The organism is Mycobacterium sp. 3-98, assembly GCF_035918355.1.
Taxonomy (GTDB): domain Bacteria; phylum Actinomycetota; class Actinomycetes; order Mycobacteriales; family Mycobacteriaceae; genus Mycobacterium; species Mycobacterium intracellulare.
Map to the genome: position 1 here is coordinate 5,164,044 of NZ_CP142360.1, position 23,514 is coordinate 5,187,557.

At 61.6% G+C, this 23,514-nt stretch carries 23 protein-coding genes and 1 pseudogene; 4 read left to right on the forward strand and 20 right to left on the reverse strand.

The genetic code is table 11. The annotated features are described in order from the left end of the window. Positions 1–34: 34 nt before the first annotated feature. Positions 35–235, reverse strand: a complete 201-nt coding sequence (locus QGN30_RS24195; protein WP_067165630.1) for a ferredoxin — start codon at positions 233–235, stop codon at positions 35–37. 173 nt (positions 236–408) lie between these two features. Between QGN30_RS24195 and QGN30_RS24200 the strand changes: the two genes are divergently transcribed. From QGN30_RS24200 to QGN30_RS24210, 3 genes are all read left to right on the forward strand, one after another. Further along, a complete protein-coding gene (locus QGN30_RS24200; protein ID WP_120312623.1) occupies positions 409–963 on the forward strand; it encodes a TetR/AcrR family transcriptional regulator in 555 nt (184 codons plus the stop codon). Positions 964–1,121: 158 nt separating this feature from the next. After that, positions 1,122–1,964, forward strand: coding sequence for a mycofactocin-coupled SDR family oxidoreductase (locus tag QGN30_RS24205; protein WP_248923477.1), 843 nt, complete (start codon positions 1,122–1,124; stop codon positions 1,962–1,964). 415 nt (positions 1,965–2,379) lie between these two features. Continuing rightward, positions 2,380–3,378 (forward strand): amidohydrolase family protein, encoded by a 999-nt coding sequence (locus QGN30_RS24210; RefSeq protein WP_067165640.1) that lies wholly within the window; start codon positions 2,380–2,382, stop codon positions 3,376–3,378. An 82-nt stretch (positions 3,379–3,460) separates the two neighbouring features. Here QGN30_RS24210 and QGN30_RS24215 read toward each other — a convergent pair whose 3' ends face one another. Continuing rightward, positions 3,461–4,105 carry a TetR/AcrR family transcriptional regulator gene (locus tag QGN30_RS24215; protein ID WP_248923476.1) on the reverse strand — a complete coding sequence of 215 codons (645 nt, stop codon included), beginning with the start codon at positions 4,103–4,105 and terminating at the stop codon, positions 3,461–3,463. Positions 4,106–4,213: 108 nt separating this feature from the next. Between QGN30_RS24215 and QGN30_RS24220 the strand changes: the two genes are divergently transcribed. Then, the gene (locus QGN30_RS24220) at positions 4,214–5,965 is read left to right on the forward strand and encodes a CocE/NonD family hydrolase (protein WP_248923475.1); all 1,752 of its coding nucleotides are present in this window, start codon (positions 4,214–4,216) and stop codon (positions 5,963–5,965) included. A gap of 259 nt (positions 5,966–6,224) precedes the next feature. Here QGN30_RS24220 and QGN30_RS24225 read toward each other — a convergent pair whose 3' ends face one another. The 18 genes and pseudogenes from QGN30_RS24225 to QGN30_RS24310 all read right to left on the reverse strand — a co-directional run bounded on the left by QGN30_RS24225 (position 6,225) and on the right by QGN30_RS24310 (position 23,434). After that, positions 6,225–7,076 (reverse strand): alpha/beta fold hydrolase, encoded by an 852-nt coding sequence (locus tag QGN30_RS24225; RefSeq protein ID WP_248923474.1) that lies wholly within the window; start codon positions 7,074–7,076, stop codon positions 6,225–6,227. A gap of 496 nt (positions 7,077–7,572) precedes the next feature. Then, complete coding sequence (locus QGN30_RS24230; protein WP_248923473.1) at positions 7,573–8,232, reverse strand: RES family NAD+ phosphorylase; 660 nt, start codon at positions 8,230–8,232, stop codon at positions 7,573–7,575. Further along, a complete protein-coding gene (locus QGN30_RS24235; RefSeq protein WP_248923472.1) occupies positions 8,229–8,624 on the reverse strand; it encodes an XRE family transcriptional regulator in 396 nt (131 codons plus the stop codon). The genes QGN30_RS24230 and QGN30_RS24235 overlap by 4 nt, the downstream gene beginning before the upstream one ends. Positions 8,625–9,216: 592 nt before the next feature. Then, entirely contained in the window at positions 9,217–9,588 is a 372-nt protein-coding gene (locus tag QGN30_RS24240; protein ID WP_416366870.1) for a DUF732 domain-containing protein, read from the reverse strand. A gap of 52 nt (positions 9,589–9,640) precedes the next feature. After that, positions 9,641–10,525, reverse strand: a complete 885-nt coding sequence (locus QGN30_RS24245; RefSeq protein WP_248923471.1) for an alpha/beta hydrolase-fold protein — start codon at positions 10,523–10,525, stop codon at positions 9,641–9,643. Between the two features lie 226 nt (positions 10,526–10,751). Continuing rightward, the gene (locus QGN30_RS24250) at positions 10,752–11,504 is read right to left on the reverse strand and encodes an enoyl-CoA hydratase (protein WP_248923470.1); all 753 of its coding nucleotides are present in this window, start codon (positions 11,502–11,504) and stop codon (positions 10,752–10,754) included. Positions 11,505–11,558: 54 nt separating this feature from the next. After that, positions 11,559–11,687 (reverse strand): annotated as a pseudogene (locus QGN30_RS24255) (CAP domain-containing protein); the annotation flags it as partial. Positions 11,688–11,985: 298 nt separating this feature from the next. Beyond that, a complete protein-coding gene (locus QGN30_RS24260; protein ID WP_248923652.1) occupies positions 11,986–12,417 on the reverse strand; it encodes a CAP domain-containing protein in 432 nt (143 codons plus the stop codon). Between the two features lie 124 nt (positions 12,418–12,541). Continuing rightward, positions 12,542–13,243 (reverse strand): hypothetical protein, encoded by a 702-nt coding sequence (locus tag QGN30_RS24265; RefSeq protein WP_248923469.1) that lies wholly within the window; start codon positions 13,241–13,243, stop codon positions 12,542–12,544. Positions 13,244–13,254: 11 nt separating this feature from the next. Continuing rightward, a complete protein-coding gene (locus QGN30_RS24270; RefSeq protein ID WP_248923468.1) occupies positions 13,255–13,890 on the reverse strand; it encodes a hypothetical protein in 636 nt (211 codons plus the stop codon). Between the two features lie 207 nt (positions 13,891–14,097). After that, positions 14,098–15,546: an MCE family protein gene (locus QGN30_RS24275; protein WP_248923467.1), complete on the reverse strand. Its 1,449-nt coding sequence runs from the start codon at positions 15,544–15,546 to the stop codon at positions 14,098–14,100. Then, positions 15,546–16,685, reverse strand: a complete 1,140-nt coding sequence (locus QGN30_RS24280) for a virulence factor Mce family protein (RefSeq protein ID WP_283106448.1) — start codon at positions 16,683–16,685, stop codon at positions 15,546–15,548. The genes QGN30_RS24275 and QGN30_RS24280 overlap by 1 nt, the downstream gene beginning before the upstream one ends. Next, entirely contained in the window at positions 16,682–18,094 is a 1,413-nt protein-coding gene (locus QGN30_RS24285; RefSeq protein ID WP_248923466.1) for an MCE family protein, read from the reverse strand. The genes QGN30_RS24280 and QGN30_RS24285 overlap by 4 nt, the downstream gene beginning before the upstream one ends. Then, positions 18,091–19,422, reverse strand: coding sequence for an MCE family protein (locus tag QGN30_RS24290; protein ID WP_248923650.1), 1,332 nt, complete (start codon positions 19,420–19,422; stop codon positions 18,091–18,093). Before QGN30_RS24290 ends, QGN30_RS24285 begins: the two co-directional genes overlap by 4 nt. After that, complete coding sequence (locus tag QGN30_RS24295) at positions 19,419–20,447, reverse strand: MCE family protein (protein WP_248923465.1); 1,029 nt, start codon at positions 20,445–20,447, stop codon at positions 19,419–19,421. Before QGN30_RS24295 ends, QGN30_RS24290 begins: the two co-directional genes overlap by 4 nt. 31 nt (positions 20,448–20,478) lie before the next feature. Next, positions 20,479–21,876, reverse strand: coding sequence for an MCE family protein (locus tag QGN30_RS24300; RefSeq protein ID WP_248923464.1), 1,398 nt, complete (start codon positions 21,874–21,876; stop codon positions 20,479–20,481). 2 nt (positions 21,877–21,878) lie between these two features. Then, complete coding sequence (locus QGN30_RS24305; RefSeq protein WP_248923463.1) at positions 21,879–22,727, reverse strand: ABC transporter permease; 849 nt, start codon at positions 22,725–22,727, stop codon at positions 21,879–21,881. Next, positions 22,724–23,434 carry an MlaE family ABC transporter permease gene (locus QGN30_RS24310; RefSeq protein WP_248923649.1) on the reverse strand — a complete coding sequence of 237 codons (711 nt, stop codon included), beginning with the start codon at positions 23,432–23,434 and terminating at the stop codon, positions 22,724–22,726. The genes QGN30_RS24305 and QGN30_RS24310 overlap by 4 nt, the downstream gene beginning before the upstream one ends. Between the last annotated feature and the right edge of the window lie 80 nt (positions 23,435–23,514).

The window sequence follows — 23,514 nt, forward strand, 5'->3', positions numbered from 1 at the left end:
AATCCCTTTTCTTGGCACCGAAAAGCGCGGTGCATCACGCTGATGCGTCGCCTGTGACGACGCTGATGGCTTGGCGCGGACAGGCGGCCACCGCGGCTTCCACGCTGGGGCGCAACGCTTCAGCCCGTTCTTCATCGCAGGTCGCGATGTCATCGCCCAGGTCGAAAACCTCGGGGGCGATCTCCACGCAGAGGGCGTGCGCCTCACACAGGCGCGGTTCCACCCGGACACGCATACGGCACCCTCCCTTCCCCTCTTTGCGACTCGATAACTGATCGATCGACCAAATTGCTAGGATGCGGTATGCCTACCACGGATCGCGCGGACCGGTCAAGCAAATCCAGCGCGCCCAACCGCGCGGCGGCGCGCCGAACGAAGAGGAATCCCGAAGCCGGCGCGCGCGGCAAGCTGATCGAAGCCACCGCCCGCATCATGCGCGAGGAAGGCTATGCCGCGGCCACCTCGCGGCGGGTCGCCGCCGAGGCCGGCGTCAAGCAGGCGCTGGTCTATTACTACTTCCCGACGATGGACGACCTGTTCGTCGAGGTGCTGCGGGCCGGTGCCGAGACCGCGCTCACACGCATGCGCGCCCTGCTGGCCGAGGACGACCCTCTGCGAGCCCTGTGGGCGATGAACAGCGACTCGGCGGTAACCGCTCTGAATGCCGAGTTCATGGCATTGGCCAACCACCGCAAGGCAATTGGCATCGAACTCAAGGCCTACGCCGAACGGGTACGTGACATCGAGACGGCGGCGGTCACCATGGTGCTGCGCGCGAACGACGTCGATCTCGAGGAATATCCTCCGGTGGCGATCTCGATGCTGATCGCGCAGGTGGCGCGCAGCCTGTGCAACGAGAGTGCCGTCGGCGTCACCCAGGGACACGACGAGTTGCGCGCGTTCGTCGAGCGCCAACTGAGCCTGCTGGCGGCGCCCGCAACCGCGTCCCCGCGCGGCCGCTAGCACTGGCCGGCGCTGCCGCAACGGCGGCAGAACCGCTTCCGCGCCCCGGGCTCCGACCGCGCGGCCAGACACACGTCTGTTGACACTGCGGCAAAACGGTGCCACCCTTCCTGATCGATCGACAAACAAAGGCAATCAACGTATAGGCGAGGTGCATCATGGGCGGAAGAGTCGAGGGGAAGGTCGCGTTCATCACCGGGGCGGCCCGAGGCCAGGGCCGCAGCCACGCGGTGCGCCTCGCACAGGAAGGTGCCGACATCATCGCGGTCGACATCTGCACACCGATCAGCAGCAGCAGCAGCGAGATCCCGCCGTCGACTCCCGATGACCTGGCCGAGACGGCCGACCTCATCAAGGGCCTCAACCGCCGCATCGTGACCGCCGAAGTCGACGTCCGCGATTACGACGCGCTGAAAGCGGCGGTGGACAGCGGCGTCGAACAGCTCGGCCGGCTCGACATCATCTGCGCCAACGCCGGAATCGGCAATGGCGGGCAGACCCTGGACAAAACCAGTGATGACGACTGGCGCGACATGATCGACGTCAACCTTTCCGGCGTCTGGAAGACCGTCAAAGCCGGTGTACCGCACTTGATTTCCCAGGGCCAAGGCGGCTCGATCATCCTGACCAGCTCGGTCGGCGGGCTCAAGGCCTACCCGCACACCGGTCACTACATCGCAGCCAAACACGGCGTGGTCGGTTTGATGCGCACCTTCGCCGTCGAACTCGGCGAGCACTTCATTCGGGTGAATTCAGTCCACCCCACCAACGTGAACACGCCGATGTTCATGAACGAAGGAACGATGAAGCTGTTCCGGCCCGACCTGAAGAATCCCGGCCCGGATGATCTCAAGGTCGCCGCGCAGTTCATGCACGTGCTGCCGATCGGTTGGGTCGAGGCGGTGGACATCAGCAACGCGGTGCTGTTCCTGGCGTCCGACGAATCCCGTTACATCACAGGTCTTCCGGTGACCGTCGACGCCGGGAGCATGCTCAAGTAAGGGTTTTTCGTCCGGTACCAGCACTTCAACCGCGGATCCCAACCCGGGCCCGTCGCGCATGAGTATCTGGGGGCGGATCTAGGTCTACCGCGCGCTGCTGCCACCGCCAGGCACGTTCCAGTCCATGCGGGGGCGACGTAGCCGGTTGGCAACACGCACCACCCGGGTTGCGGATGGGTGACCGAGTATGCCAACCCTGCGGTCGGCGCGGCGGCAACGTACACCACGGGCAGCGCGGCCGGTCCGGTGAGGTGATAAACGGCGTCGCGGGCATCGACAAAGCTGCCGTGGTCCGGCCCGCCCCAAATGGACAACTCACTGCGATTCGATCGGATTGGATTTTGTCGTTGAGGGAATTCCGCGACAGTGGGGGGAAGCGCTGCACGGTCGCTAGAACGTCGAAGGGATTAGCGGGATGCGCATAATCACCGTTGAGGAACACTTTGAGCACCCGGAGGTTACCCAACGGGTCCTACAGTTGAGTGGGCCACCCGTCGGCTTGCCGCCCGAAGACCTCGCCGAGTTCGGTTCGGTGTTCAATGACGACCGCGACGCGGCATCTCGGCTCGGTGGGCATCGGTTGGCGCATATGGACGCGGTCGGCGTCGATGTTCAAGTCGTCTCGCACGGCAACGGCAGCCCGGGCTCATTGGCCGCCCCAGAGTCAGTAGAGTTGTGCCGGCAGGTGAACAACGATCTGGCACAACAAATTTCTCAACACTCTGACCGATTCCGGGGCTTTGCGACTCTCCCACTTTACGATCCCACTGCGGCAGCCGAGGAATTGCGCCGATGCATCGGTGATCTCGGGTTCGTCGGCGCGTTGATCGCCGGGACATTCGAAGGACTTTTCCTCGACGACACCCGTTTCGATCCAATACTTGCAGCGGCCGAGGCGGCGGACCTGCCGATCTACGTGCATCCCGGACTGCCCCACCCCCAGATTTCTCGGCCCTACTACTCCGGCGACTGGTCCGCCGCCATCGGACTCATGTTCTCCGGGCCCGCATTCGGCTGGCACGCCGAGGCCGGTGTCCACATCCTGCGGCTGATTTTGTCCGGCGCGTTGGACCGCCACCCGGGCCTGAAACTGCTAAGCGGGCACTGGGGAGAAGTGATGGCGTTTTGGCTCGAACGACTCGACGAAACATTCTCACTGGTACGCAACGGCCGTGACCGCAACATCAGCGACTACTACCGGCAACAAATCTGGGTGACCCCATCGGGAATGTTCAATCAGCATCAGCTCGACCACGTCGTCGCCGAACTTGGCGCGGACCGGATCATCTATTCCGAGGACTTTCCCTACGTCAAACGTGACAATGTCACCGAATTCCTCACCGGCGCGGGGCTTTCCGACAATCAGATGCATGCTATCGCGCACCACAACGTCGAAGCGCTGTTACACATTTGACGGCTCGTGCGCAGCGTCGCCGGTGATCAATGGCAGGCGTGACTCTGCGTAGGTGCTGGCGACAGAGGGCAAGCGGTCCCGGTCAATCACTCCCGACCCCCGTCGGTGCGTCGAGAATCGATTCCGACGTCAGCACGCTCTGAATCGCGGGCGCGGCGAGCGCGACGAGCTTTTCGCGGGCGGTGCCGGCAAGTACCGGAACACCGACGATGCGCCGTCCCATGATGAGTCCGACCAGCATTGACGATGCAAGTCCTGCCCGAAGCACCGCGTCGTCGATAGCTCGCGACCGGGCACCATCGATCAGCCTTGCCTGGATGAACTCGCGCAACTGTGTACGCGCCTGCTCGTTGACGATGGCACCGCGCAACATCGCTATGAGCGGCTCGGATTCCTGCGGCGACCCCTCCCAGACGTCAAGGAACGCGCGGACCACTTGTTCTCCCAGCTGTGCGTCGGGCCCTTCGAAGGCGGTACTCAAGCGCGCCAACGCATTCGGCGAGATCGACATCACCTCGGCGAACAGTTGGCTTTTCGACCCGAAGAACTGCATCACCAGCGAGGCGTCGACCTCGGCGTCGGCCGCGATTTGCCGAATGGTCGTCGCGGCGAAGCCGTCGCTGGCAAACCGGGTCCGCGCCGCATCGAGGATGGCCTGGCGGGTCGTACTGATCCCTGGGCGACGCCCGCGGCGCGCCGTCGGCGCCTGCTTCTTATTCAGCGTCACGACCCACAACCTACCGCGCCCGCGGTGGGATATCAACACGCGTTGATTTTTATGCCCGAACAGCTTTATGCTTGAGAAGCCGGATGCTTCAGGGCGGGGGGAATGGATATGGCCAAGGCGGAGAAGGTGTTCGTGCCGTCCCATCCTTTGGAGCCGGGTGAGCGGTACGGAGTGCTCAGCGGGTTCGATCCCGGCACGAGGACGTTACCGGCTGGCTTTCGGCTCGCGCCTGCGTTCGGCACCTTGCCGGTCGACATCGTGCTCGAGAAGGACATCCCGGTCACCATGCGTGACGGTGTGACGATCTACGTCGATGTTTTGCGCCCGGTGGGTACCGAGACGGTGCCGGTCATTGTGGCGTGGAGCCCCTACGGCAAGGGCGAGGGCAGCGCGCCCGCGGCGATGGGAGTTTTCGGCCTAGTTGGGTTGGATAACGGCACCGTGTCGGGTCTGCACAAGTTCGAAGGGCCCGACCCGGCGTATTGGTGCGCTCATGGCTATGCAATTTGCAACCCTGATCCGCGAGGCGTCACTGACTCCGAAGGTGACAGCGTCCTGTGGGATCGCCAAGAAGGCGAGGACTGCCATGATCTGATCGAGTGGTTGGCCACCCAAGAATGGTGCACCGGCAAGGTCGCCATGAGCGGGACTTCCTATCTTGCAGTGGCGCAATGGTTTACAGCCGCCGAGCAGCCGCCGCATCTGACGGCGATCAACCCATGGGAGGGCGTGAGCGACGTTTATCGCGATCTCGTGATGCGCGGCGGCATGCCCGATACCGCGTTCGCCAGACAACTGCAAGACAACAGCTACTGGGGCAAGGGCCGCAAGGAGGACATCCTCGCCGAAGCGGAGCGCTACCCGCTTATCAATGACCTGTGGCTCAACAAGGTCGCGCAATTCGACCGGATTACCGTGCCGGCCTACGTGGTGGCCAGCTACTCCAACACGCTGCACACACCCGGCACTTTCCGTGCCTGGCGGCGGATTGGATCGAAAGACAAGTGGTTGCGCATCCACAACAGTCAGGAGTGGCCCGACTACTACGACCATTCAAACAGAGAAGACTTGCGCCGGTTCTTCGATCACTTCCTCATGGGCGAGGACAACGGCTGGGAAAAGACCCCGCGAGTCCGCTACGCCCTCCTCGATCTCGAAGGGGGCGATCAAGTCAATCTGCCCGCGGACCAGTTTCCCCCGCACGGTGTCGAATACCCGAAGTACTACCTCGACGGAAACTCACGTACCCTGAAAACTGCGGCGCCCTCGCAGGAGACCACGGCGGCGTACGACGCGGAAGCCAGCCCAGCTCTGGTCTCTTTCATCGTCCGCTTCGACGAGCAGACCACGATGGTGGGCTATCCCAAGGCGCGCCTATGGGTCGAGGCGAAAGGTGCCGACGACATGGATCTCTTCGTCTTTGTCCAGAAGCTGAATGAGCACGGTACGCCCCTTCAGGAATTCACTGTTCCCAACCATGGCGCGATGATCCATGACGTCACCGAGCGGGGAGCATCGATACTGCGGTACAAGGGTTCTAGCGGTAGGCTGCGCGTGTCGATGCGGCATCTAGACGAGACGATGTCGACCGACGAAGTCCCTGCCCACAGTTTCGATCGGGTGCAGAAACTGAACCCCGGCCAAGTTGTCGATGTCGAAATAGACCTATTGCCAATAGGGTTGGTGTTTCGACCCGGCGAGCAGCTTCGGTTCGTCATCAGCGCGCAAAACCTGTTTGGCTCGTGGATGCCCGGCCTGCGCGAATATATTCCGGAGAATAACGGAACACACATCATCCATGCCGGCGGGAAGCGCGCGTCGTATCTGCAGCTCCCCCTCAAGGCACCCGGAAACTCGTGAGTAGCGTGCCAAAGCATGTTCTTGTGATGTGACGACGTACGCACCGCAGCCTTAAGTGCACGTGCTCTCGGGTGATGGACCAGTAGGGTTCGCCGCTGCCATGCCGCCCGCGATCGGTCGCGTTCATCAACGTCTTCGACATCCCCGCCAACGAAATCGCCACTTTCATCGTCCGGTGGGGCACCGCTCACACCAGATGGCCCGCGTCGGGGTTTCATCTCCTGCGTTGGCGGAATACGCCTGAGTGCTTGAAAGGTGCTTAATTCGACCAGAAGTCGGCTAGTAGCTTCGCAACTTTCTTCGGCGCACCGCGATTATCAGCCGCAATGTGCCCGACACCGTGAAGTTCGACCCGCTTAGCGTCGGGCAAACGCTTGGAAAGCGCATCAAGCCCGAGATGGAGCTGATAGGCGCTTTTGGACCCTCCGATCAAGAGCACCTGCGCACGCAACTCCGCGATCCGCGGATTTACCAGCTCCTCTGACTCTTTCGTGACGATGCCGTCGAGTCGCATGGTAGGGACGAGGTCACGAAGCGAAATATCCTCCGGAGCATGTGTTTTCGCGTCCATCGTAAGAGCTATTCGCGCCAGGCCGGTCAGCGCCCAAGTCGGCAACAAGCTCAGCGGCGACCGGTCTCCCGTCCCTTCCAACACCGCGGCCACCGCCGCTGCGGGACCCGAAGTGGCCAGAGCATGTTCGAACGTTGGCAACCAGGCCGCGGGCGTGGCGCCGTCGATGGTCAGCGGCGGCTCGTAGAGCGCGAGCCTGTCGATCCCCCCGTACTCGATGGCCGTGTAGAGCGCGATGACTGCGCCCGAACTCAAGCCGAAAACACGGCGAGCCTCGACTGTGCGCACTAGCGCTTCGAGGTCTTCACCTTCGCGCGCTAGCCCGTAATTCTGTCCGGCGGGAACGTCGGGCCGGCGACCGCGCCGGTCGGGAATATAAACCGTGTAACGGGAACTCAGCATCTCTGCCAGCCGCCGAAAGCTCTGTGCGGCTTGTATTCCACCATGCACCAGAACGACCGGTGTATCGCCTTCGCCGACCACTCGGTGGGAGACCACCGTCCCGTCGGCTGACAACACTGTGCCGGTCCGGACGCCCACGAGCACTCCTGTTGAGCGGTTTTCTGCTCGATGTCCGGCACCGCGATCGCAGGGTGGCGTGTTGACATCGAGGCCGAGATCACATTCAGCTCACTGTAGCGGCCGGGTCCTGATCAGCGCCCGGGCCGGCAGCGGCGGAGCCCCTGGCGACGCCGAAAATGAAGCGGCCGCGCGACTGAGGATCAGCATCGATAGCGCCATCACCAACCGAGCTGAAATGCCCAACGAACTAAGCGTCAATCGTGGTGGCCAGGGGCGGGATCGAACCGCCGACCTTCCGCTTTTCAGGCGGTGGTGCGGCCAACACCAATGTGTTTCAGCTGGTCAGACCGGACGCACGACCGGCATTCGGGCGTGTTGGATCAGTCGGTCTGGCTCGCCGGCCCCATATTGGCCCCATGAGATGACCCAAATCGGCAGCAACTGACCCGCTGGATACAGTGCAACTTTCTTGCGTGCGGTCCGATGGGCGCGCGCATCCAATCTGAGAGCAGTTTCATGGCGCTGGCTCAAGTATTAGGCCCCACGGCGTTGTGACGCTGAGGAGCGGTTCGGGCGGCGGGTCGGTGAGCGCGATGGGGTCTCCCGCCAAGCTCGCGGTGCCGCGGCCCTCGAAGAGTGCGACGCAAGCATTGCCGTCCAGGCGGGACGGGAACCGGACGGCGCCGGCGCCTCGGTCAAAAAGGTCCGCGGCGATCGTCTGCGTGATGGCGCGGCGACCGGTGGTGATCTCGTGTAGATCGAGGTGCTGCAGGTCGTGCTCGAGCAGCAGCTCGACGTGGCGATGCTCGATCTCCTGGCGTGCGGGCACGTCAATGAGATCGATCAAGGGGCCATCGAGCTTCAGGACGGTGGGAACGAGGACGTGTTGTATGCGCCACTGCGCAGTGACCGGCTTCTCAGTGAAGTCTTGGGCGGCCTCGGGTCCGTAACGCTCGACATGGCGGCGCAGCGCGCCGAGGTTGGGCCGGAAGTCGGCTAGCACCTCGCGGAGACACGTTTCGGCCGAGTCAGCGCAATAGAGCGTGCGGAAACGGCGGTAGACGTCGTCGAAACGGTGACTGAACTGGTACAGCTCCAGCGGAGTGAAGCCAAGCGGGTCAGCGTAATAGCCGACCCGCCACAGGGTTCGCCCCTGCTCGGGCGCCGCGATCACGACTGGAAGCTGGCGACCTGCCGTGCGGCCCGTACGACCATCGCGAACTCCGCGGTGTCGATCGCCGCACCGAGCACCTCGATCGGCGCGCGATCGTCCAAGCGCGTGTTGGTGCCAAACAGCCACGCCCGCGCCGTCTTGTCGTCGTAGGCATCGACGAGCATCCTGACGACCTTGTAGCCCTCACGTAACCGGCGCTCGGTTGCGCCGTGAGGTTCCGGGCCGCCCTTGCGCGCGTAGCGACCGATTTGCTTCGCGTCAGCCAAGCCCGCCATCGCCGCCGCGACCCGCTGGCCGACGGCCTCTTGCAGATGTGCGGCGATCTCGCGGATCGAGAGCGTCGCTGCCTCATCATCGAGCCGCTGCGCCGCAGAGACAGTCAAGACCGGCATATCGCACCTCCATTTTGATCTACCCGAGACGCTACCACATAAGCACCTCAATAGATCACCGGAAGCTACACCGGATAGCACGCCACGCCTGGCCCTAGCGGGTTCGCTTGGAGCCGTTTGAAACACGCATGCTGCAGCGAAAATGCCACCCACACGGCTCTCACTGGCCACGATTCGGCCTTCGCGTTAGTCCCCTTCGGCGTTCATGTGGGGCGTTTCAGGGTGCGGCGCGCGGTTGGGGCAGCGGTCGCGCACGTGAGCACTTCAGGCAGCACCCGGGTTGTGTCGTAGTCCCGCTGGGCGTCGTTAACGATCAGAGCCGGCTGACGGTGCCCTGTCATCCGGATAAGATACCTAATTCGGCTCCAAGACACCGAACATGCCTTCACGACGGCTGTGCCTGACCGAACGGGCGAATTATGCAGCTAAGGGATTGGAATTATCCTGACCCTGCTGAGGTCCATCATCCGACCCCGGATCACGATTGGGATGCGGCGCTGTCTCTGCAGGACAGGCGCTTTCGCTTATCTACACACCGCCGCAAGCAACAGCTGTGAAAAATTCGGGCTAGGCACAGCTACTGCGCCGGCAGTCACTGTCCGGGCGGTCGGTAGCCCGCCGCGGAGTTCCGCAGCTGCCAAATCAGATCGGGACATAGCAGGTTAACCGCATAGGACACAAGGTAATTAGCCGCGAACTCGTCGCTGGGAGTGACATCACCTTTAACATCGCCCATCAGCTGGCCGTAGCTGTCGTCGCGGCTGACTTTGTCGCAGATCCCGTGACCATAGCTAAGCGCGTCGGCATTGCTCGGAAACCCGTAGTGGCGCCGCACCATCACGTTGTACAAATATTCCACCTCGGGCGCCGGAACTGCGTGTGCTCGTGGAGCTGGGGTTAGCGCGGTTGCACCGATGACACCGCCGGTAACGATCAGAGCGACCAGCGATTTGCAACACTTCATTACTTACTTCCTATGCGGTTTCGGATTGCAGTAGGTGTAACACGGTGCGCATTTATTTGATTGTGGCGCTGATGTCATCTGACATCGCAGCAAGCTGTGGGCCCCACGTGGACCAGTCGTGGTTTCCGCCGGCCGGGAAGTCGATGTGGCCGTTTTTACCGCCGAGTAGACGGTAGTGCTGGTAGAAGGTTCTGTTGCTTCCCTGTGCCTGGTCGCAGTACCCGATCATCGCGGGCGGATCGCTACATGTCAGGGTTGCAGGACTGAAGACCCACAGCCGAGTGTTGTTGTCTACCAGAAGTTGTGTGTGGACCATGGGGTCGTGCCACTTCCATCGACCCAGCTGCGCTGCACCCCACATTGCCTGTGTATTCGCGCCGCCGAACTGTTGCATGCCCGCCGTGATCGCACCGTTCAAGGTAGTCTCCGACGGATACAGGAAGCCAGACAACGAGCCCGCAAAACGGAACCGGTCGGGGTAAAACTCCGCCAATGTCATCGCCGCGGTTCCTCCCTGGGCGGCGCCGACGATGCCGTGCCCGGTGGGTGCGAGGCCCTTATTGGCGGCTAACCAATCGGGCAGTTCACTGGACAAAAAAGTCTCCCACTGCTTGCTTGGGTCCTGCTCCCAGTTGGTGTACAGACTGTAAGCGCCCCCGGCGGGAGCGGCGACTGAGATGCCTTTGCCAGCAAGGCTGTTCACCGCGTTGCCGGCCGTTACCCAGTTACTGACATCTGGGGCAGCATTGAACGCATCGAGCAGGAATACCGCATGCGGGCCGCCGGACTTGAATGCGACCGGGATGTCACGCCCCATCGCCGCCGAGGGAACCATAAAGTACTCCGTTGTATCGGCCTTGCTGCTCGCCGCATTCCAGATGCACAGCGTCAGAACAGCAACCAGTACGGTACAAAGCAACGCGAGACGAAACTTCATCTGTCGACACTGTCGATATCGATGCGCCCGCGCGATATTCCGGTTCCGTTGTCCGGAACCCGCACGGAATTTGTGGCCGCCGGACGCAACCAGCGTTGCCATACGGCAAAAGTGCCACCAAAGTGGCACTCGGCAGGGGCTTGCGATAGCTCACCGGGGCTGCCGTTGATGCCGGCGACCACCATATAGCCGACGTCGAAAGCTTGGCCGGGGTTAGAGCAGACGGTCATCGGCGGCGCGCAGCCGCCAGCCGCTCCGCGAACTCCGGTGAGGTTATGGATGTGGCTTGCGGAATTAGCTCGGTGTCGACGGCGATGCGGTGTTGGTCGGTGTCCAAGACCCCCGGGCTGGCGGTCGCGCGCATTGACGCCTTGGTGGCAATGACGACGTCGCGTGGGGCCCCCGCCGGTCCTCGCGCCAACTGGCGCGCAGCGTCGACCGGGTCATCGGAAACGCTCAGCGCGAGACCGTGGCGAACGGCGGCCTCGGCGTCAAAACGCAAGCCGAACAACAGAGATGCGCGCGCCAGTTGCGGCCCCACCGCCCGGTGAAGCATCCAGCTCATACCGCCGCCTGGATGGATGCCCAGTGCTTGAAACCGGGGATCGAACATTGCCGCGGGGCCAGCGATCCTCACATCGGCCGCCAACGCTAGATTCAGCCCCGCGCCAACGGCCGCGCCGTTGACCGCCGCGATCGTCGGTAGAAGGCAATTGCTGACCGCGAGAAATCCGTCATACAGTGCCCGCAGACCGGTTTCGGTCGCTGACCCTAACGCGCTGAGATCTGCACCCGCGCAGAAAGCGTTTCCTGCCCCGGTAATGATCACCACGTGCACGCTGGGATCAGTCTCCACCGTCGCAATGGTGCTTCGTAAGGCGGCCGAGATCTCCGCAGTGACGCAGTTGCGACGGTCGGGATCGTTGAGCATCAAAGTGGCGATGCGATCACGGATGTCGACAACAATGTGATCCGACATGGCAGCGATCACCTTCCATGATTCGTCGGTTGTTCCGGCGGGATCAAACGGTCCCTATGGCTCACTGGGCGAGTAAGCAGGCGGGGGGTATACCCCCCGCAGAATCCAGGCGAAAGCGTTGACGAAATACTGAATTTCGTCGCTAGCGTCATAGTCGGGGTTGGGATCCATACGATAGTCCTCCAATCGATCCGGGTTTCCGTTTACCAGTGGCGTCTGCGCAATATCGTCACGCGCGCAGGCTGATTCGATGTGACACGGCCCGTCCTTCAGGTGTGGCCGGTGGGCGCCTGTGACACGGCTTGCGGCGAAATCGTCTGCCGGCCATGGGCGGACAGCCGCTCGGATCGGCGTACAGGCCGGCCGACCTCGGGCGGTGACCGGGGTGGGCCATGCGGCACGCAGCACCAAATTGGTTCGCCTCACGCCACATACGGGTGTCCTCATGCGCGGTTCGGTCGGTGACGCACCATACCGGCGGTCAATTTCCCGCGGGCTGACCATACACCGCTACCACTACAGTGCGATCGAGGCTGTTTGCTGACCACACGCCCATATCGGTGTTAGCGCAGTTGGACATGATCGCGTACGCAGCTGGATCGTAGTACCACCTGTTGAGGACTTCGAGGTTGTTCATCGCCAGCGATGGATTTATTGCGACGGTCTCGCTGGCTGTTCCGCGATAGCCTGCCGCATTGGCACGGTCTTGCGGAGTTGAGCCATCCGAGCCGCCGTCGCCGTCGAGTGTGCGGTTGTTCATCATGTCGTCGGTGTGCCATTGCGCAGCCAACTGTAATTTCGGGTTGACCTTGATGTTGGAGGTGCAGCCTGCCTGGTGCTGCAAAGTGTAGACGTTGGCGAAGACACCAAAGTTGAAACGTTTGTTGTCGGCGTTGGCCGGCGAACTGAGCATTGCGCCCGTAATTTCCAAGGCCAGCAACCCAATTAAGAGTCGTGGGATGCTTACGAGACCGCTTGAGGTCGACACTCCGAGCAGAGTTCTGCGGGTTCGCATGGAGATCAAGGCCCCTTTCTGGTCATACCGGAGTGAAATCACTGATCAACCATCGCGCACCCACCTTGTCGAGTGTCACCCGCACACTGGAGGCTGTGTCCGTTGGCGCGTCGGCTCCGACCGTGGTCGTCTGGTTGACGAAGACCAGCACGATCGCGTGATCGGCCGTCGTCGACATTGGTGCTGCGGCAGGGACTTTGGCCTGAACCGAGATTACTTTCTGTTTGGCGCCGGGGATCACGACATCGTTGGTGAGTGAGGTGTAGGAGTCGCGGAATTTCCCGGTGAGCCGCTCGCGCGCCGCGTGGAGTTGGGCTTCGACGGCGTCGGCACGATACGACAGCATGGCGATGGTGCCGTCAGTGGCCGCCTGCACGGATTGTGTTCGTGCTAGCAGGGCTTCGCGGGCGATACCTACATGCCACTTCAAATATCCTGCTCCCAATGCAGCCAGTAGCACGAGCGCGGGCAAGACGCCAAAGACGGTGATCCGCGCCCACTTTCTGCCTTGGCTCGCGACCGGGGCTTCATCGGCCGGGTGATCGTTGCCCTCTCGCGTCGCTACGGCGCTCATCTGTGTTTCAGGTGAACCATCCTGTGCACCAGTGTTTTCCGTTGCGCGATCAACTACGTCGTTCGAACCCGCTGGCGCCTCGCTGTCAGGATCATCGCCGACCGCGGTCGGGTCGTCACCGGTCAGCTTGCGTATCTTCGACATCAACATGACCCAGGTCCTCACGGCTCGAATCCAACGTTGGATACCAACACGTCGTTGCCGACTTGCATTAGATCGATGTGCATGCGCCACATCCGCACTTGTTCCTCGTGGGTACCGCCCGTCGATGTGTCCACTGACACAGCCACCAGCACGCGGGCTTGGTTTCCGTGTTGAGACTCAAGGCCAGCGGCGGTGACCTTGCCCTTGGTCTCCGTTCGGGTCTGCTTCACTAGGTCGATGAATGGCTGGGAGCGCTTCTGGAAGTCGTCGTGGAACTCACCGGTGGCCGAGTCCAGGACGCGCTGGACGTCCACGTCAACCTCGGTGAAGCTGATCGTGGTCAGGTTCAGCGCCGCCTGTCGCCCCGCCTGCAAGAAGCGTTCGACCTGCTGCTGGTCGCGCTGAGATTGGTAGAGCTGGAATCCGAGCCACCCACACAGCGCTGCGATAGCGATGAAAGCGGCCAAGCAGATGACCAGCACGACGTGGAGATAGTTGCCGCCACGAGAGGCCCGTGCGGCACTGGTAGCGTCGCCGTGATCGTCTCCCGTGTCGTCCTGATGGTCGTCACCGATACGGGACTTCGGCTGATCATCGATGGGGTCAGGGATCTCGGTCGCCGAGTCGTCGGCTATTTCCAAGTCGATGGACATGTCTGCTCCTTCACCAGGGCCTGGGACTGACCGGTTCGTGCCCTGGACGGATCGCTTCGGCACTCAACGGGCTTCCCGACAGCTTGGCTTTTGCCGACGGCGAACGGACTGGCACCAGGTCGAGCCGAGCTGCGGTCTTCGGATCGTCAAAAGCCTTGTGCTCTTTTTTGATACGCGCACAGGCGCTGCGGACGGTGCATGTGGCCATTACGTTCCCCCTGGTGTCAGCATGGATTGCCACGTTTTAGGTTTCGCCGCGCCATGGGCCAAATCGGATTGGGTGTAGACCTTTCCGTCTGGGCCGACATAAGTGCCAGTTGCCGGATCGTAGGGGATCACCGTGGGCGCCGGCGTGCCCGGCGCGCCTGCTGGCGGGGAGCCGGGAGGCAGTTGCGGGATATCCTGGCCGGATAGGGTCGCGTTGGGGTCGCCCTTCCAGTTCAACCCGTCGTTAAGCGGTACGTAGTTCTCATCGCTTTCGCACATCTTGACGGTGGGTGCTCGCTTGCCTGGCTTCGTTTCGCAGGGGATGTTGCGGACGCCGCGCACGTCGAACATGGAATCCTGAGGGATCCGGCAATAGAGTTGTCCGGTGGGTCGTTCCGGGGTGTCCTCGACCGAAACCGATAGACGTTGTTGGGCCGGAAGGAATCCCGTGGTACATGGCGGCGGCAGGTTGAGGTTGAGATCAACGGCCAAACTGTGCGCCGCGTTGTAGGAGCCGGGCACGTTGAGGTTAGGGACGACCTCGCCCTGGCCCTCGGCGACACCTAGAGGCGCTAGAACAAGCATCTGTTCGATGTTGGGTTGGAAGGTGATACCGACCTGGTCCACGCTGACTAGATTGGCCAGCAGTACCGGCAGGGTCGGTTGCAGATGTTCCACTAGCGCTCTGGCCTCGTCGGCGGCCGGTCCGCCTGTCGAGATGATTCGTGCAACGGCGCCGTCATTGTCGTGTAGTTGTTTGGTGACCGTGGCAAGGCGGCTGGCCCATTCGGAGATCGAATCAGCGGTGTCAGTCTGCGAATTGAGCACCGCTGGCGATCTGTCGATGAGCTGTGTCAGCGGGTCGAGGTTGGCATGAGAATCGATAGCCAATTTGGTGGATCCGTTGACGATGCGGGACAGCTCAGGGCCGAGTCCGCCGAGAGCGGTAAAGGATTCGTCAATGACTGTTTTGAGTTGGTCTCTTGGTATTGCCTGCAACCCGCGGTTAGTGGTGTCGAGCAAGGTATCGATGGGTACGGGGACGGAGGTTCGATCACGGGCAATGACGTCTCCGTTGCGCAGGGGGGGCGATGTCGCGTTGCGGGGAAGCAGCGCGACGTATTGCTCGCCCAACGCAGACTGGCTGTCGACGTGGGCGTCCAGATCCGATGGGATGGCTACGTTCGAGTCAAGCGCCAGAACGGCGGCGACTCCGTCGGAGGTCAGGTGCAGACTTTCGATGCGGCCCACTTCGGTTCCGCGGTAGGTGACGTTGCCGTTGACGTAAAGGCCTGCTGACACAGGGAGATTGACGGTGACCCGGTACTGGCCAATGCCCAGATACCGGCTGGGCAAATCGACATAACCGAACAACATGACAGCCGCGCCAGCGATCGCGATTGCCACGAACACCCCGAGTTGGATGAGGATCTGTCTGTTGAGCCGCATCAGCGAACCTGGTTCATGTGGTAAGGCGCGACGATTGGATTAGCTGCGGTGTAAGGGCTGGGTGTCTGGCCAAGCGTGCGGCCCCACTGCAGCTCCAGCCGCGTCAGCGCCCCCTCGAAGCGGGTTCCGGTGAAGATGCTGGAGTCCAAGCGGCTCAACGTCAGATCGAAGATGAACGTGCCATTGGCCGAGTCGCCGCGCTGGAAATTTTTCAGCGTGTCTTTGGGATAGGGATAGGTGGCTATGACACCGAGCGAGCGGGTCAATGCCGGCCCAGCATTGGCCAAGGAAGACAGCACTGGCCCCAGATCTTTGAATTCCTCGATCAGCGCTTCCTTGGTGTTATTCACGGAATCGGCTGCCAATGCGCTGAACTTGCCCAGCTGGTCAAAGGCGTCACCGAGGGGGTTGCGTTCGTCTTTCAGCACTGTCAGCGCGCGTGGGATCGTGGTCAGCGCCTTGTCGAGCACCGGTTTCTGGTCGGCGAGCTGACCCACCAGGCTGTTGAGGCTTTCGGTCGCCGCGATGATGTCGTCAACCTGGTGGTTGAGGTGACCAACGAACTGTTCGAGTTGCTCGATGAGTACACGCAGGTCTTGACCGCGACCGGCGAATGCGGTGCTGAATGCTGTGGTGATGTCTTGAAGTTGGCTGATCCCGCCGCCGTTGAGCAGCATCGAGACAGCAGCAAGGGTTTGCTCGGTGGTGGGGTAGCTACTTCCCGCCGACAATGGGATCAGCGAGCCATTGTGAAGTTTGCCTTGTGCGGGTACGCCAGTGGGGGGCGCGAGTTCGACGTGTAACGAGCCAAGCAGGCTGGTCTGACCGATTTTGGCTGTCGCGTTGGCCGGCAGCTGCACGTCTCCGCCGAGTCGCATGGTGATAAGTGCGTGCCAGCCTTGCCTTTCGACTTTGATGACGTTGCCGACGGTAACGTCGCCAACGCGGACCCTCGAATTCTGTTCGAGATTGGTCACATCGGGCAGCTGGGCCTGCACTTCGTAAGATCCCGGTCCGCCGCCGGCGGTGCCGGGCAGGCTCAACGAGTTCACGCCATGCCAGCCGCAGCCGCCAACGGTGAGCGCGACTACGACAGCCAGCCCGATGATCAGCGGGATGTGGCGGTGCTGAAAGGTCATGACCCACCTCCAGCTGGCGGTTGCGCCATCATGCCGCTCAAGCCAGCGTTGGGATCGGTCGAGACTCTTACCTCCCCGACAGATGATGACAGGTTCGCAGCTGGCGTCGGTGCACTTGCCGGTGCGGGGCTCTCGAGGGGCGCGGGGTTACCGGGTGGTGAGGAGGGGCCTGGTGGCGGCGGCGTTGCCGCCACCTCGGCCGCCGGCCCCGGCGGAGCGCTGGGAACGTGGTCGGGCTTCATCCAGTCCTCGCTGTAGGTCAATTCGTTGGGCCTTGCTCGAGGGCCGGCCATTCCCAGGAATGGATACAAGGTGGTTCCGATCGGGGGAAAGTTGTACTGGCGGTTTTTGATGATGGGAGCCAGATACTGCACACACAGCTTGGCCGATTGCTGGGCGTCGAGCTGCGACGTGGCTTCGATCGCGCCACAGATCATTGAGATCGGGTCGGCGAAGTTGTTGACGGCAAGCACGCCGACGCCTTCGCCGGTGTCGGGCTTGTAGATGTTGCTGAAGTTGCTGAACGTATTGGGCGTTACGTGCAGAGCCTGCTTGATGTCGTCAAGGCTTTCCACCAACGTCCGCGACAACGCGTTAAGTTGTTGCGATGCATTGGGAATCGCGTCTTTGTTGTCGGCAATGAAGCCCCGTACGTCGGTCAGTGCGGTGTTGAGGTCGGCGACCGCCTTGCCGACCTCGTTGGGGTCGTTCGCCAATAGCGTTGTGACAGCGGCCAGATTGGTGTTGAGCTGTCGCATTAAGTCGGTGCTGGACTGCAGCGCGGAGACCAACGCCGCCACATGTTTGGTCGAGGCGAAGATGTCGGTGCTGTGGTCTCCCAGTATCGACAGTGATTCGGCCAGTTTTGTCACCGTCTGGCGAACCGTCGGTCCCTGACCGCGCAGGTTGTCTGCCGCGGTGTTGATGAGGGAACCGAGTGTGCTCGCTCCGCCCGGCTGGGTGGGCTGCAGGGTGGTCGCGAGCTTTTCCAATTGTTTACGGAAGTCGTCCCACTCGATGGGAACAGCAGTGCGGGACTGCGGGATGACTGCGTTATCGCCTAGTGCCGGCCCGCCGGCATATGCGGGTGTCAGTTGAATCGCACGTGCTGTAACCAGTGACGGGGACAAAATGACGGCTTTGGCGTCGGCGGGGACGCGGTACTTACCGTCGATCCAGAAGCTGATTTTTGCCCGAAGTGGTTGTGGTTCAATTTTTTCGATCTTGCCGACCGCTACTCCCATGATTCGGACGTCGTCGCCGGCGAAGACCCCGTTGCTGTTATCGAAGTACCCGACGATATGGGCCCGACCCATTTGGCTGACGGACCGCACAATAGTTACGGCACCCCCCACCAGGACCAGTACCAGCACGGTGCCCAGCGCCATCTTGACCTTGCGCGATGTCACGGTTGCCCCGACCCGTTGAGTCCAGCGGTGCTCGGCGGTACCTCGCCGGGCGCAGGCTGATAAACTGGCGTCGGTGTCGCGGCCGGTGGGACGCTCGCCGGCGGTCCGGGCGGCGGCCCGCCCGGCGGCGGAGCAGGTAAGGGTTCGCGGTAGGGGTAACACCCTGGGCCGGGCAGCGGACAAGGATGATCGCCCGGGTTGCCGGTGATGGCGTCGGGCAGTTTCAAATTCGGCTCGCCGCCCTGTCCTGTGCGCGGGTAGGGCAACGGCAGCGGGGGCGTACCACGTTGACCGATCTGGGGATCGGTTCGTTGTGACGGGAGCAGCACGTTCGGGTCCAGCCCTAAGTCGGAGAAGGCGGCATCGATGAATGGCTGAGCAAATTGGCCCGGGGGAAGGTTGGCGATGTACGCCTTGAAGAAGGGGCCCGCAGAGGCGGCCTCCCCCAGCGACATCTCATAAGCGTTGATCATCACCAGCGACTTCTGCACCTGCTGCTTGTTTTTCTGCACGATGGCGATCACACTGCTGAGTTTGTCGAGGGCCTCGTGCAGCTGTCCCCGGTTGTCGGCCACGAAACCTGACAGCTGCTTCGAAAGGGCCGAAAGGTTTCGAGAGATGTTCTCTAGCGAGGCACTTTCGGTGCGTAGTTGAGCAAGCAGCGCGTTGGTGTTGCCAATCAGCTCGACGATCTGGCTGCTACGATCGCTGAGTACCGCCGTAGCCTTGTTGGCGTTAGCCAGTAGCGCGCGTAATTCGTTGTCGCGCTTGTCGATAGTGTCCGAGATTCGACCTACCTCAGTCATCGCTGTCTTCAAACTTTGTGGTGTGTCAGAAAACGTCTGGGCCAGCGTTGCAAAGGAGTCCGAAAGCTGGCTGGTATCAATGCCGCTGATGGTCTGCGCAAGATCACCTAGAGCGTCAGGGAGCTGGTAAGGCGGTGTGGTTCTGTCGGCTGGTATGGGCGCGGAAAGCTGACCCGTCCCGCGTGGATTGACCGCCAGAATCTTTGATCCCAGCGCCGTTTTGGCTTTGATCGCTGCTTCCGTGCGGTCCCCGAGCGCAACATCGTCATCGATGCGGAATTTGACAAGAACCTGTGCACCGTCGATTTCGATGCTCGATACCTTGCCAACGTCAAAGCCAGATACCTGCACTGATGAGTCTGTGGTCAACCCGCCGACTTCGGTGAAATAGGCCGAGTATTGCTTGCCCGCATTAATGAACGGCAGATTTCGATATTGCAGCGCTAGCAGCGTGGCCGTAGCAAGGACGATCACACCTGCAGAGCCGACAACAATCGGGTTTCGCTCAGAGAAGGATTTCATTTGGGTGCGCACCGCCCCGACGATTGCCGCGAGACTTGGACGTATACCGGTTGTCCGCCCTTGCCGTTGACCTTGAGCAGGATCTCGCACGAATAGAAGCTGTAGAAATCTCCGTAGATACCTTGGCGCCCAAGGAGTTTGTAGGCATCGGGCAATGTGGCGAGCAGATTGTCGAAGTAGTCCTGGTCAGCCATCACCGTTTCAGCCGTGCGACCGGTTTGGTGCACAGTGTCTTGCAACGCCGGACGGCCGCGCGCCAGTAGATCCGCCGTCGTCGCCGCGGCGGCGTTGCCGTAGGCCACCCCGTTGGTGATGTCGACTTTTCGACTCGCAAGTGCACTAATCAGTTGTGAAACTGAATCGACCGCCGTATCAAGCTGTTTACTCTGACTGCTCAGTGAACCCAGAACCGTGCTGAGATTGGTGATGACTTGGCCGATCAATTCGTCGCGGTTTGCCAAGGTGCCCGTGAGGGTGGCCGCCTCGGCCAAGAATGAGCCGACGGTGTTGCCTTGCCCCTGAAGCGCGGTGATCAGCTGGCCGGACAGTACATTGACCTGATCGGGGTTAAGCGCCCGGAATAGCGGCCGAAATCCGCCGATGAGTGCGTCAAGATCCAGGGGCGGGCTAGTCCGGGCGAGCGGAATGGTTTGGCCCGGATTGACGCGGGTGGCGGGCCCCGCGCCCTCTTCTAGTTGCAGGAATCGCCCACCCACCAGGTCTTGATAACGGATAGCGGCCCTAGTTCCCAACGTGAGTTGGACGGAGCGGTCTGTGGTGAACTCCACCACCACAGTGGCGTTGGGCTTGAGTGTGATGTTTTTGACCTTGCCGACTTCAACGCCGGCGACGCGAACGAAGTTGCCCTTCTTGAGGCCGCCAATGTTGCTGAACTCGGCGTTGTAGGAGACGTCATTCTGAAACCGCAGTTGAGCGAACACTGCAAGCAGTGCGAACGTGCCAAGTGAACAGGCCAGGACGAAGATGCCGAGGCGCAAGAGCGCCCCGCTCACTTTGTTCCTCATCTTCCTCAATTCCGGTCAGGTGGCTGATGTTTCAGGGTGTGGGCGGCCCAGGGGCGGGTGCCGGTGGGCCGTACGGAGGCGGTGCAAGCGGGATCCCGGGTACCGGTGGCGGGGGCACTCCTGGCGGCGGTGGTGCCCATATCGGTGTCCCGTCCGGGTTGAACAGTGGCGCGCCGTAAGGGGGTGCTCCCGGATAGGTGTTGGGGCCGATTGAAGGTGGACGCAACCCGTGCACGCTGAGCGGTTCGGGTGTTCCGCGCGTCAGCGGGAAGAAATTGAGCCACCAAGGATGTCCGATGCCCACATTCGGCCGCAGGTCGAGCCCAGTGCCCCAGCCCGTATTCGTGACGAGGTAACGCACCGGGTAGTCCTTGCTGGCATCGGGCAGTGAGCCGCATCCGGGTTTTCCGTCCGGGCCGCCTTTGGCCCCGATGATCGGCAAATTGTCCGGGTACTTGTACATTTCGTCGGTCGTCCCAAGACCGGCGTCGATGACGGAGCTATAGCCGTTGGTGCCGGTCGCTACGGCGTGGTCGCCGTACCACTTGGCGCCCACCAGCAAGCATGTGAATTCGGGGTTGTACTTCATCAACAGATTTGTTGTCGGCTTTAATAGATTGATTGAATCTATTAAGTTGGAGCGGTTGGGCCCTAATAGGTTAATGCCGGCGTTGGAAAAGCCAATTGCGCTGAGTAGCAACGCATCCAACGCTTTGGCCTGGTTGCTGATGGTGGTGCTGGTGGTGCTCGCGTCGTGCATTATCGCGACGAGGTCTTTGGCGGCCGCACCGTAGGCGTCAGCGAAGCCTCTCGTGGACCGAAAATCTTGGCCGATCATCTCACTTCGAGCATTGAGCTGCGATATCACCTGGGCGGCATCGGAAGTCGCTTCGCCCATTACTGCGCCCTTCCCACGGACGGCCTCAGCTAAGGCGGTGAGCACGGCATTAAGTTTGGGCGGGTCAACCTGTTTCAGTACACCGACAAGATTCTGGAACACTGTGTTAACTTCGGTGCTGACGTTTTCGGCGTGTAGTACCGCACCAGTGGTCAGGCGCCGCGCAGTCGGCTCGCTCGGGTAGACCAGATCGACGTACTTGGAGCCAAATGCAGTAGACGCTCTGATCTGAGCCTGAACGTTGCTAGGAATGTACTTGATCTGATCGGGATAGATCTCCAGCTGCAGACGCACTGGCTGGTCGACATTGACGTGGCTGACCCGGCCCACCTCAATGCCGCGCATTCTGACCTTCGCCCCAGATTCCATCACCAGCCCGGAGCGGTCTGCGGTGACCGACACGGGGACGAAGGAGCGAAACGATCCGGCGAACATTGCCGCGGTAAGCAGGAGGGCAAGAACGAGTGCCGCGAGAAGGATTGCCGTCCACCAGGCCGGGTGAAATCGGCCGCCGCCCGAGGTGCCTTCCATGGCTAACCCGAGAAGTGAAAGTTGCCGGGCTGGCCATAGACGGACAGCGACACCAACACGATTACCAAAACCGCCGCAATCAGCGACGTGCGTACAGCCCGGCCTACGGCCTCTCCGACGCCGGCCGGGCCGCCTGAGGCGGCATAGCCGTAGTAAGTGTGAACCAACATGATCACGATGGACATGACGAGCGCCTCGAGAAAGGACCAGGCAAGGTCGGTGGGGTTTAGGAAGGTTCGGAAATAATGGTCGTAGACCCCAACCGATTGACCGTAGGCCAACGTGGTTCCCACGCGGGCAGCTACAAACGACATGACTACCGCGACGCAATAGAGCGGGATGGTCACAATCATGCCGGCAACGACGCGGCTTGAGGCGAGAAACGCAATCGCCCGGACCCCCATCACTTCCAACGCATCGATCTCTTCGCTGATACGCATTGCACCCAGCTGTGCTGTCGTGCCAGCGCCGATGGTTGCCGCTAAGCCGATCCCCGCCGTCAGCGGTGCAATCACCCGGACGTTGAGGTAGGCCGAGGTGAAGCCGGTGAGGGCTTCGACACCGATACCGGCGAGCGAGTTGTAGCCTTGGACAGCAATCAGGGCCCCGGCCGACATCGTTAGGAAGCCGACGATCACTGTCGTGCCCCCGATAAGCGCGAGAGCACCACTACCGAGACTCATCTGAGCGATGAGCCGGGCTGTTTCCGTGCGGTAGTTCGCGACGGCATCGCCGATCGATGCGAGCGTCTTGACGTAGAACTGGGTCTGTATGCCCACTCTGGTCCAGTCGCGCCCGACCTCTGTTGTGAAGCGTTGGACACGCGGGTGAAGCCGGCTGGGTGTACTCACATTGTCGCCTTGACGCCGACGGCCGTGATGATCACGTTGATTACGAACAACGCCATGAACGAATAGACGACGGTCTCGTTGACCGCGTTGCCCACGCCCGCCGGTCCCCCACCCACGTATAGACCTTTGTAGCAGGCGATTAGCGCCGCCGATACGCCGAAAAACACCGCCTTAATGGTGGCGATGACGAGTTCGGGTAACCCAGTGAGCAATGTCAGACCTGCCGCAAATGGGCCTGGGGTGACGTGTTGGACGAACACCGAAAAGATGTAGCCGCCAATGATTCCGGTCAGGATCACCAGGCTGGACAACATCATTGCGACAAGGGCTGCGGCGAGCACTCGTGGTACCACCAGGGATCGAACAGGATCGATACCGAGGACGCGCAGCGCGTCCAGTTCCTCCCGGATCGCGCGGGCGCCCAGATCCGCACACATGGCGGTGGCGCCGACGCCGGCCACCACAAGCACCGTTACCAGCGGTCCGATTTGAGTAACGGTGCCCAGCGCGACCGCGGTTCCGGAAAAGTCTGCGGCACCAAATTCCACAAACAAGATATTCAAAGTGAATACGGACAACACGGTGAATGGGATTGCCAGCATGATAGTCGGCACAAGCGATACCCGTGCGACGAACCAGGACTGCAGGATGAATTCTCGCCAGGCGAACGGCGGCCGGAACATTAGAACCAACGCATCGAGCGACATCGCCCAGAACTGGCCGAATTCCCGTAGGGGTGTGGCCAGTTTTTGGGCAGACCGGGTGCTGGACACCCACGGCCGACGAA